General features: G+C 44.5%; 8 protein-coding genes. 1 reads left to right on the forward strand and 7 read right to left on the reverse strand.

Annotated elements, in window-relative coordinates:
* Window positions 1–311: 311 nt before the first annotated feature.
* The gene (locus tag A3762_RS20290) at window positions 312–2225 is read right to left on the reverse strand and encodes a PhoX family phosphatase (RefSeq protein ID WP_068757357.1); all 1914 of its coding nucleotides are present in this window, start codon (window positions 2223–2225) and stop codon (window positions 312–314) included.
* Window positions 2226–2417: 192 nt separating this feature from the next.
* Between A3762_RS20290 and A3762_RS20295 the strand changes: the two genes are divergently transcribed.
* The gene (locus tag A3762_RS20295; RefSeq protein ID WP_068757359.1) at window positions 2418–3749 is read left to right on the forward strand and encodes a DASH family cryptochrome; all 1332 of its coding nucleotides are present in this window, start codon (window positions 2418–2420) and stop codon (window positions 3747–3749) included.
* A gap of 987 nt (window positions 3750–4736) precedes the next feature.
* On the opposite strand, the gene A3762_RS20300 is transcribed toward A3762_RS20295, so the two are convergent.
* From A3762_RS20300 to A3762_RS20320, 6 genes are all read right to left on the reverse strand, one after another.
* Window positions 4737–5177: a VOC family protein gene (locus A3762_RS20300; RefSeq protein WP_068757361.1), complete on the reverse strand. Its 441-nt coding sequence runs from the start codon at window positions 5175–5177 to the stop codon at window positions 4737–4739.
* Window positions 5178–5325: 148 nt separating this feature from the next.
* Complete coding sequence (locus A3762_RS20305) at window positions 5326–6255, reverse strand: hypothetical protein (RefSeq protein WP_068757362.1); 930 nt, start codon at window positions 6253–6255, stop codon at window positions 5326–5328.
* Window positions 6256–6524: 269 nt separating this feature from the next.
* Window positions 6525–7670 carry an HDOD domain-containing protein gene (locus A3762_RS20310; RefSeq protein WP_068757364.1) on the reverse strand — a complete coding sequence of 382 codons (1146 nt, stop codon included), beginning with the start codon at window positions 7668–7670 and terminating at the stop codon, window positions 6525–6527.
* Window positions 7671–7681: 11 nt separating this feature from the next.
* Window positions 7682–8047 (reverse strand): response regulator, encoded by a 366-nt coding sequence (locus A3762_RS20315; RefSeq protein WP_156493627.1) that lies wholly within the window; start codon window positions 8045–8047, stop codon window positions 7682–7684.
* A 38-nt stretch (window positions 8048–8085) separates the two neighbouring features.
* The gene (locus tag A3762_RS28625; protein WP_255375068.1) at window positions 8086–8208 is read right to left on the reverse strand and encodes a hypothetical protein; all 123 of its coding nucleotides are present in this window, start codon (window positions 8206–8208) and stop codon (window positions 8086–8088) included.
* A gap of 12 nt (window positions 8209–8220) precedes the next feature.
* Window positions 8221–8420, reverse strand: a 200-nt coding sequence (locus A3762_RS20320; RefSeq protein ID WP_231878876.1) for an ATP-binding protein, incomplete at its 5' end; no start/stop codon positions are given.

Here is an 8420-nt window from a genome sequence, read left to right on the forward strand (position 1 = left end):
GATGGGCTGATTAGTCTTCGCTAAAAGGAAGCTTTTGGATTTGTTTTTGATACTAACGAAGTGGGGGGTTAGAGTGCCAGCCAATCCCCCATCCAGGATGACGAGCATTAAGCTTTATTCAAGATTATTGCCAAAGACTGAGCGGGCGGAGCGAACGAATCAAAGTAAATTGCGAAGTAAGAGAGAGTAGCCTGGACATAGTTAAGGGTCTTGTCATTACAAGCCCCTTAACAAGGCCATCAGGACGAAACTGAAAGATCCGGCCAAAAGGCCCTCTTCCTTGAGGGCACATCCGTGTAACTCATACCTGATTAAGAACCAATAATTCCGCCGTCCTTGCGGGTAATCACTAAGGTACAGTCACGTGGTATTAACCCACTACCTGTTGGCGCAGGGAAGTTCGTAGAACTTGGATCACCATTTCCTGGGTGCTGTATGTTTACGAAAGCAGTTCGACGATCAGGCGTTAGAGTAAAGCCTGTAATTTCATCACTATTTACTCCAACCAAAAGACGTTTTGGCTGAGGAATTTCACCATCATCGAGATCCTTAGTTGTATCAAAGATTGTCAACTGATCCTGCAAACCTTGTGGCTGACCTCCATCTGTGCCGATAAATAAACGACCATCTTCATCCGCATATGCTGCATCTGGAGATGAGAATGCAATCTCTTCATTCACAGTCTCTGAAGCAAGAATATAAATATCCCAAGAGAAACTACCGGAACCATTGTCCGTCGTACGAATAATATGGCCATTAGAGTTTGGCGCTTCAGGGTTTGCCGCGTTTGGTTCAGTTCGACGAGAGTTATTAGTGAGCGTCCAGAAGACCTCTCCATTTTTGCCTATCGTCGTCCACTCTGGACGATCCATAGGCGTTGCACCAACAATATCTGCCGCAATGCGCGTGTTGATTAACAACTCAGCCATATCATTAAAACGAGCCGCTAGAGCTGGAACATCCACAGACAATTCTAACCAGTCCCCAGAGCCATCCTCGTTAAAACGAGCAACATACAAAGTACCTTCATCTAGCGGGCTCTTGCCATCAGCAATTGCATGTTCCCATGCCATCGATGACTCAAACTTGTAGCAATAATCGAAGCGTTGGTCATCGCCCATGTAACAAGCAACGCGACCGTCATCTAGCTCTTTAATCGCAATAGCTTCGTGCTTGAAACGACCAAGTGCAGTGCGCTTAACAGGTTTTTGCGTGCCATCGAATGGATCGATCTCAACAATCCAACCAAAGCGATTTGCCTCATTCACGTAGTCTTCGTCATTCAAATCAAAACGCTTATCAAATGCGTACCATGCATAACCAAAACCAAATTGATTAAAACCATAACGCGCTCGTTCTTCTGTTAGTGTCACTTCACTGATAGAGCCAAAGTAACCATTGAAGTTTTCTTCACAAGTCAGATACGTACCCCATGGCGTGTACCCGGCACCACAGTTGTTCACAGTGCCAAGTGCAATATTACCTGCTGGGTTTTGTAATAATGGAGAATCCGCCGCTGGCCCAGAGAATTGCACTGGCGTATTAACGGTAATACGGCGCGTATTTTTGCTTTTAACTGTGCGCCATTGGCCTTTCCAATTGCGCTTAATCTTCAAGACAGAAACGCCATGTATATTCTGCGACAAACGCACATCTTCCAAGTTCTCTGGAAGATCTTTCCCTAATGCGTGCGTATTCGTTCCGTACTCGTGATTAATACACAGCATGCCCGCATCGTTACGCATAGGGTAATGCTTTCCGTAACGGCTCGCTCGTTTGAAATCCATTGGGAAGAACCACATACCATCGTGACCAAGACCTGTCTGAAGTGCTGCTTCTTTTGAACTTGGACGTGAATTAGGGTCACCCTCATAGGCTGATGTAGCATCTGGTTCGATCGGTGTACCCCAAGGAATCAAAACTTGGTACTCATAGTCTTTTGAAATCGTAGGCATCGTTGTATCGATAACATCCGCGATTTCTACTGGTCTAAAGCCGACCAATTCTTGGTTTTTCTTTGGTTTTTGCCAGCCCCAACCGGCTTGTGCAGCTGGCGCCAAAAATGCTGCAGTAGAACCAGCAAGCGTACCAGCAACAACTTTTCGACGACTCACATATGCATCAAGAACTGAAGCAAACGGACGGTTGTCAGATGGATTTGAAGAAAGATCATCAGGATCTTGGAAACCTGCTACTACGTTTTCAATGTTATTTTCTTGTGTCATATCGATAGCTCCTAGCTGATTAACAAACCTCAGATTCGAGAGATTTGATCAACACACTAAAACCGATGAATGACACTTAAGTGGCAATTGTTTTAAGCTTTTTTGTCAGTTTTATTTCTACAGATGTCACATCAACGCAAAGCCAATTTTGTTTACCTAACGTATATCTTGAGGCAAAGCAAAGGAGTAGAAATGACGAACGCGACTGGGTTAGTTTGGTTAAGTGAAGATCTCAGATTACACGACAATCCCTTGATTGAACGTGCGGCAAATGAGTGCCAAGAACTTATATTTTGTTATTTCGTAGATCCAAGCGAACTGAAAAGAGACATATATGGCTGCCAGCCGCTGGGCATTCATCGGCGCCAATTCTTGGCCGAATCACTGCTCATTATGCATGACCGTTTGAAAGAGCTTGGTCAAACGCTAAATGTTTTCTTAGCTAGACCAATTCCTTCGATCGAGTCTATCTGCTCCAATCTTCCAATTACTCACGTGTATCGCTCAACACCCGTCGCGTTTAATGAATCGCAATCGTGGGCACAGCTAAAATCCATGCTGCCTGATGTGAATATGATTAGCGTAGAGACACGGTGTTTATTTAGTGCAGCAGAAATCGAATTTCAGGCAGATAGTTTTCCGGCGACCTTCAGTAAATTCAGACGTTTGGCCGAGCGATTAAACGTCCGAGTTCCTAATGGTGAGATTCGATCGTTACCACCGAGCCTATCGCTGCTGGCCTTCAATTTTGATCGATTGATTCTCGACCCTTGGGTGTTGAACAAACAGCCGATTGCACGAGGCGGGGAAGATACTGCACTCGATCACTTGCATGACTATTTTTCTAGCACGGCTGCAAACACATACAAGCAAACAAGAAACGCCTTCGATGGTTGGGAGAACTCATCGAAATGGTCGTTCTGGCTAGCCAATGGCAGCTTATCCGTTAAACAAGCAGCGCAAGCTCTCAAAGAATTTCAAGTTGTTCATGGTGAAAATGAAGATAACGGGTGGCTGATGTTCGAGTTGCTGTGGCGGGAATACTTTCAATGGTATGCACGCGCCTTCAACAAGCGCATGTTTTTAGTCGATGGTTTATTCGATCAAGAGAAACGAAAGCTTAGAGGCACTTTTTATCCTCAACGCTTCAAGCAATGGTGCGCAGGCAATACACCCTATCCAATCGTCAACGCCTGTATGCGGCAACTAAACGCGACGGGATACATGAGCAATCGTGGGAGACAAATTGTCGCATCCGCGTTAATAAATGAATTGGGTTTAGATTGGCGATGTGGCGCGTCTTACTTCGAGCAACAACTGATCGATTACGATCCCGCTTCAAACTGGGGGAATTGGCAATATATTGCGGGCGTTGGTGCTGATCCAAGAGGAGGCCGCCAGTTCAACTTAAAAAAACAAACTCAAATGTATGATCCCAATGGAGAGTTCATAGCGAAATGGACGGATAGCGATGAGAATCATCGATTGGATTATACCGATGCGGCGGATTGGCCTATTTTATGATTTGTTTCGGTTTTGGCCAAAAAGCCACTTCTGCATTTGGTTCTGCCTTACAAAATCTTTCGCTGATTCGAGATTAATCGCTTCTAATCTTTCTTTGGTTCTTTCTTGCTCGCACAAGAAAGAACCAAAGAAATGCGTACCTGCTCTTCGGCCCTGCGGGTACATTCGTGACTGGTTAAAAATGGCGCTGCGGTAACTAGCCCGCTTCGCAGTCGTCGAACAGTCCTCGCTTACTCCATTTTTAACTGGCGTCACTCATCCTACGAGAAGGCATGTGCCGCTTCGATGAATCGGGGAAACAATCAAGATCTCCGTCTAGTACCAATCCCCCGTCACGAGAGTCGAAAACTCTATTGTTGCAATCGGTAAATTGCTTGAGTTTCGGTTTTGGCCCGAATGCCACTTTTGCATTTGGCTCTGCTTTACGAAAGCTTTCGTTGACTTGAGATTAATCGTTTCTAATCCATTTTTAACAGGCGTCACTCATCCTACGAGAAGGCAGATGCCGCTTTGCTAAATCTCGGAAAAAATAATGCCTCGGTCTTGCGCCAATCCCCTTCTGACATGATGAGTCGCGGATAAAATAAACAGGAATTCGTCGAGGATTGTTTGAGCCGAAGGCGAGTCCCGCAGACGCTGTTTATTTTTGAGCAACGAATGACCCCAAAGGGCATGTCAGTGGGGCTGATTGGGATTGTTAAGGGGCTTGTCAGCACAAGTCCCTTAACTCGACCTTTAGGTCGAAACCTAAAAATGCAGAGGCGCTATCGGCCGCCGCCGACAAGAATAGTAGTAAGAAAATCGAATAATAAATTAACGACACAGAACTACTATTACAGAACCTGTTTATCTACAGGGAACAAATGCCTAAGGCGTGGCTTAGGATAAGCCCTTACTCAACCCTTAGGTCAAAACCTAGAGAAGCCTAGCCAAAGAAATCAAACTCAAAATAATTGGCTATTAGGACAAAACCTAAAACTCAACCAACTACCATTCCCCTATATTCTCCATGCTCACCCATGGTTCTTGAGGCTCTAGCGAACCACCTTTTTGAAGCAATTCAACACTAATTCCATCAGGTGAGCGAATGAAAGCCATATGGCCATCACGAGGTGGACGATTAATGGTCACTCCCATATCCGCTAGGTGCTGACAGGCCGCGTAAATATCATCGACACGATACGCCACGTGTCCAAAGTTTCGACCACCGCTGTATTCATCTGGGTCCCAGTTATAGGTTAGTTCTAGCTCTGGAGCTTTGTCTGCATGCGCTCGTTCTTCATCATCGGGAGCCGCTAAATAAATCAGTGTAAAGCGCCCTGCTTCGCTCTCATAACGACGCGTTTCGATGAGCCCAAGACCATCACAGAAGAATTTCAGTGACGCTTCGACATCACTTACACGAATCATGGTATGGAGAAATTGCATCATAGCTCCTTAACTTGATTGATAACGAATTTGAATAGGAAGAGTACTACGAAGAGGTAAAGAGACAAGTTTTGTTTTGTAAGAAATCCAATAAAAAAGGCAGAGTAAAACTACTCTGCCTTTTACGTTCACTCGATCTTGCCTGCGGCTATTTTAGCTTGTAGTAAGTTGGTACAAGACTAGATAAATCGTTGATTGATGCAACACGCTTAAATACGGGACTATCTAAGTCTTTATCAGGGAAGAACCCGAGCATAATCTCAAGCTCACCACCTTCTGATAATTTGTTTATCCAATTCCCTTTTAACACACCTGCATTTTTTGCTTGAATACGATCAAAAGGAATCAAATCACCACCGTTTACACGAACACCAATACCAGCAAGATTCTCATCAATGTCTGAAGAGCTGTTCACTTCAAGCTTTTCTGAGGTCAGAGTTAGCCATACTTGAGAATAAAAATCGCCATCACCCATTTGCATAGTAGGCGTTTTTAAAACAAGCGCACCCTGTTCCTGATAACTGGTACCTAAAGACCACAATTTTAGACGCACCGGAAGATCTTTTTTACTCACATTCAATGCGTTCTTTGTAAGATCTTTCTTTGGTTTTTCAGCTTTTACAGGAACCTTAGCTTTAGCAACCTTTTCTTGAAGTTTAGATTTAGACTTCGGCTCAGGCTTCGCTTTTTGTTCTGGCTTATAAGCTTGCTTTTGCTGATCTGCAACAACAGGTACATCAACAGGTTTCTCTTCGGTTTTCTGTTCTGCACTAGATTCAGCATCTTCTTTCACTGCTGCAGATACGGTGTCGGCTGACGGATTTTTACTGGCCGAAGGCTCTTTATCTGCTGAAGGCTCTTTATTAACTGCAAGCTCTTTATCTGCTGTAGGCTCTAATTCAACTGGGTTTGAATTCGCAGCCTGCTGCTCAGCGCTCGCTGGGTTTGATTCTGTTTGCTCCGCAGGTGGAGCATCAATATTTTCATCCACGGCAGGGTTACTTGCACAGCCGATCATGGTCACGGCTGATAACACGATTACGGGCAAGCCTGAGCTAAGTGGTTTAATTAAGTTCATGGGACACTCTCGTCTTAAAGCTCATTTATTTTTGTCTTACTTTAATTTGAGTGTAGCGTGCGATCAGAAAGTAACCAGACAATCCGTCATATCAAACGTCAACGCTTGTAAAAAGCTAGAAACTTGCGAGATACCTAAGCCTTTGAAAATGGGGTAAGAGTACTTTTACTCTGCCCCCCCCCCGATATTGAGATAGCTAGGCGTTTGAGTCGCTGATGGGGTTCATCATCCACACACAATATTTTTGGTAGGTTCTCATCCATGATTTATCATGCCCTCAATCGCTCTGCCTGCTCTTTCCACTCAGGCAATTTATCTGCAATACAAAGAGAGCTCACAACCTCCTCATGAATATCACGGCCTCTCGCGAGATGTCGAGCGATATGAATAATGATGGGCAATGTGGAACAAGAGCTGATACTTCGTTCATATTGACGACCAATCAATACCGCATTAAAAATCTCAGCAGAAAAACCCCACATGAGTAACAAATAGGCACCAATCTGAGCATCCGCAAGACCAAACATTTCAAGTTCAATTTGTTCGATTTCAGCCTCATTGGCATAAGCAATTTTGTCAAGATAGTCTTGCGCTTTGTCGGGGAAGGCTTGTAGTAAAGCGCCCTGTCCTAAATCACTTAATAGACCAGCAAGCTTCGCTTCAGAGACTAAGCTTTCGTCTATGGTTTCAGCTACTTCTGCCGCCATTTTACTGATCACAAAACTTTCTTTGGTGACCTTATCAACATTCAAAAATGGCGAGCTCGTTGCCAAGAAATAGGTTTCAGCGAACAAGACAAATTCACTGACCATTTCGACGCCTAAACGCACGACAGCGGCTTGCACATCTGTGGTTTCACCACCTCTTGAAAATAAGGCCGAATTGGTGACTTGCAGTACTTTCGTTGTCAGTGCGGCATCTTCACTGATCACTTTAGCAACGTCTTCAAGGTCAGCGCGTTGTTGAATGAAGGTTTGAATTTGGGCATAGACACGAGGAGGACTAGGTAGCGAACTAATGCCGCAAATGAGTGTGCGCATTTCACGACTTGGCATCGACTCAAGTGCATTTTCAATCAAGCTAAGAATGTGCAGCAAAGCATCACGGTCGAAGGGCTTATCTAACCATCGATGAGAAATAAAACTGCTTCGCAACGCGGCCGCTTGATCGGCTTGCCCAGACAGAACAATACGCACTGTATCAGGGTAGCTCGTCTCGATTTTTGACAGTAACTCTTCGCCATCAATGCCGGGCATACGCATGTCTGAGACAAGGATGTCATAAGGTTCATCTGCAAAAAGACCGAGTGCTTTTTGTCCAGAATCGGCTGTATCAATCTCCCAATCAGAATCAAATAGAGCGCGCTGGATGCCGTCTAATATCATTTGCTCGTCATCGACAAATAAAATGCGCATCGCAAGCGTTCCTAGTTAAATCGTTTCTCTTTTTCGACCTCTTGAAGCACCTGCAACAAGTAGGTGGGATCACAAGGTTTATCGAGCCAACGGTGCGCCAATTCACCATCTGCAACACCTAAACTTTGATCAGCATGACCAGACATAATGATGCGTGTAATCTCCGGATCTAGTTCTTTAACCTCTCGCAAAAGTCGATCTCCTGTCATTGCGGGCATTGCCATGTCGGTCACCACTACATCAAAATGACGCTTACCCAATTTAATCAATGCTTCGGGTCCACTTAGGGCGTAATCGATATACCAATCTGAATCTCGCAAATTGCGCTCTAATGCGCTGATAATCATCCGTTCGTCATCTACAAATAGAATATCCATCGTTTCAATCTCACCTTTGAGCACTCATTAATAAGAGCTTATATTTCAGACTCTTGTTCGTCTTGTGTGGTGGGTAACGTCGGAATGAATGTCGTTCCCTCACCTTCTTTTGATTTGATATCAATCGATCCTCGATGCTTTTCAACAATCACCGAATACACAATATTGAGGCCTTACCCTGTTCCTTTGCCAACAACCTTAGTCGTAAAAAATGGTTCAAAAACTTTTTCTTGGTTTTCTTTTGAAATTCCGCAGCCATTGTCTGTCACTTTTAGCGTTAAGACTTTTCCTTCTGTTTTTGCAGACACGAGGATACGCCCAAGCCCTGCACTGTTTTCTTTTACTCGTCGCTCTTCAATGGCATGCGCTGCAT

The organism is Oleiphilus sp. HI0125, from assembly GCF_001635355.1.